Annotated in this window: 1 protein-coding gene; it reads left to right on the plus strand. The window is 52.7% G+C overall.

Annotation, left to right across the window (positions count from 1 at the left end; genetic code table 11):
- Positions 1–273, plus strand: a 273-nt coding sequence (locus tag AC1RPR_RS08805) for an ATP-binding protein (protein ID WP_481763571.1), incomplete at both ends; no start/stop codon positions are given.

The following is a 273-nucleotide window of genomic DNA, read 5'->3' on the forward strand; positions in this document are numbered from 1 at the left end:
GTGTTCACACCGGGCGAACTTCTAAAGCAATATCGCATTGAAATCGAGTTCGATGATGCAAGCTTCCGCATCTCCGACAACTGTGGAGGCATATCCCTCGATAACGCAGCAGACTACGCGTTTACTTTCGGCCGAAAAGACGACACTGATGAGTCGTCTTCCGCCGAAACCGAGAGCGACCCGAGTAAGGACGAAGATCCTGACAGCGACCCGTCGTCAACCGACTACTCAGTTGGCGTCTACGGCATCGGCATGAAACGTGCGATCTTTAAG

Source organism: Dellaglioa sp. CoH-57-MRSF-22, from assembly GCF_056781895.1.